Origin of the sequence: Streptomyces sp. NPDC032940, from assembly GCF_040636935.1 — a bacterium.
Classification (GTDB): Bacteria; Actinomycetota; Actinomycetes; order Streptomycetales; family Streptomycetaceae; genus Streptomyces.
The window spans coordinates 1-1,178 of record NZ_JBEZVJ010000093.1 but is presented as its reverse complement, the minus strand read 5'-3'; the positions used below and the strand labels follow the sequence as shown (position 1 = coordinate 1,178).

Here is a 1,178-nt window from a genome sequence, read left to right as displayed (position 1 = left end):
GGGCCCCACGCGATCGACGTCGCCGGCAGACCCTCACCACGCCGCGCCTCGGCCAACGCATCCAAATACGCGTTCGCCGCCGCATAGTTCGCCTGCCCCGCACCACCCACCGTCGCCGAGAACGACGAGAACAACACGAACGCCGACAAGTCCATGCCCCGCGTCAGCTCATGCAGATGCCGTGCACCCTCAGCCTTCGCCCGCAGCACCGGCTCGAACCGGTCCACCGACAAACCATCCAGCACACCGTCATCCAGCACACCGGCCGCATGCACCACCGCCGTCAGCGGCAACCCCACCGGCACACCCGCCAGCAAAGCCTCCACCGCCGAACGATCACCCATGTCACACGCCACCACCGACAAGCCCACACCGGCAGCAGCAAACTCCGCCTTCAGCTCCCCCACACCCGCAGCCTCAGCACCACGACGCGAAGCCAGCACCACATGCTCCGCACCAGCACCCACCAGCCACCGCGCCACACGACGACCCAGACCACCCGTACCACCCGTCACCAGCACAGTCCCCCACACCCGCCAAGAACCACCACCAGCAACACCAGCAGCACGGATCACACGCCGGCCAAACACCCCCGCAGCACGAACAGCGACCTCACCCTCACCCGAGGCAAACACCCCCGCCAGACACCCCACCAACCGGGCATCCACCACCTCAGGCAGATCAACCACACCACCCCAACGAGCACCCAACTCCAAACCAGCCACACGGCCCAGACCCCAGACCTGCGACTGATCCAGATCACGCACCCGCTCCGAGCCGGACACCGCCACCGCGTTGCGGGTCACGCACCACAACCGTGCCTCGACACCCGCATCACCCAGCGCCTGCACCAGACCCAGCGTCAACGCCACCGACACCGGAACCGAACCGAACACCCCGTCCCGGCCCGACGCCAACGACAGCAACGACACCACACCGGCGAACCCGTCAGGCTCACCAGCCACCACCGAACGCAGACGCCCAGCCACCACCTCACGACCAGACTCATCGGCAGCCAGCTCCAGCACCACAGGCCGCGCACCACAACGCGCAAGCCCCGCAACACATTCGGTCACCCACGCGTCATCAGCCAGACCAGCCGGCACCACAACCAGCCAAGCCCCCGACAACACACCCGAACCCACCGTCACCGGCGACCACGCCACCCGATAACGCCA

Annotated in this window: 1 protein-coding gene; it reads right to left on the bottom strand. The window is 67.6% G+C overall.

Going from position 1 to position 1,178, the window contains the following annotated elements:
* On the bottom strand, positions 1-1,031 hold a 1,031-nt coding region (locus AB0E77_RS34250; RefSeq protein ID WP_361578946.1), incomplete at its 3' end, for a beta-ketoacyl reductase.
* Positions 1,032-1,178: the final 147 nt, after the last annotated feature.